Origin of the sequence: Sphaerospermopsis sp. LEGE 00249, assembly GCF_014299995.1 — a bacterium.
GTDB lineage: Bacteria > Cyanobacteriota > Cyanobacteriia > Cyanobacteriales > Nostocaceae > Sphaerospermopsis > Sphaerospermopsis kisseleviana.
Genome location: NZ_JACJUZ010000175.1, coordinates 1 through 1,029 on the forward strand (window position 1 = coordinate 1; position 1,029 = coordinate 1,029).

Annotated in this window: 1 protein-coding gene; it reads right to left on the reverse strand. The window is 34.9% G+C overall.

Annotation, left to right across the window (positions count from 1 at the left end; all coding sequences use genetic code 11):
- Nucleotides 1-63 precede the first annotated feature (63 nt).
- The coding region (locus H5968_RS24975) for an RNA-guided endonuclease TnpB family protein (protein WP_187042083.1) at nucleotides 64-1,029 on the reverse strand (966 nt) is incomplete at its 5' end.

A 1,029-nucleotide genomic window follows, 5' to 3' on the forward strand; every position in this document is an offset into this window, starting at 1 on the left:
GGCTTTTTCTTCCTGTTTCACCCTAGCAGTGTCGGCACTATCTAGTCCACAGTTCGACTTCGCTCACTGACCACAGGCTAACACGATCAATCTGACCGCTTCTTGTTTTAAATTAATCGCAGCGTTTAAATCTCTGTCAATCTCAAAGCCACAACTATCACATTTAAACACTCTTTGAGATAATGACAGTGATGATTTCTTTTCTCCACAAGTTGAGCAAGTTTTGCTACTGGGATAAAATCTATCCACAATTACTAACTTACTGCCATACAGTTGTGTTTTGTATTCCAACTGCCTTCTAAATTCATAAAAGCCCATATCGGCAATAGCTTTTGATAATTTCGCATTCGCTAACATCCCAGATACATTCAAATCTTCTATCCCTATCACCGCGTGGTTTTTGCTGATATAGGTGGTGATTTTGTGTAATGTATCTTTTCTGATATTGGCTATTTTTTGGTGTAATCTTGCTATTTTGATTTGGACTTTTCTATAATTATTTGAACCTACTTTTTTATGACGGTTCAAATATTGCATTCTTGCTAACTTTTTCTCATACTTTTTATAACTTTTTACTCCATCAAATACTTCTCCTGTTGATAATATTGCTAGATGATTTATTCCTAAATCAACTCCTACAAACTCTTGATTTTTCTGGGTTTGAGTCGTTTCTATTTCTATTTTCCAAGAGATAAACCACTTGTCAGCTTGTTTACTGATGGTGACAGATTTCGGTTTATATCCTGTAGGGAGAATTTCATAAGTTTTTATCCAACCAATTACGGGTACTTTTACCTTTCTGTAGTCAATTTTTATGGCACCATCTAAGGTAAAAGAATCATGTTTACCCTTTTTCTTAAACTTAGGAACTCCTTTACTTTTCTTGAAGAAAGATTTAAAAGCATCTGACAAATATCTTAATGCGTATTGAGGGGCGCATTTAGACACTTCATAATACCAAGGATGGGTAGATTTAATGGCTGCTACTAACCATTTGTGTAAATCTATGGCTGTGGGAAATTTGATTTT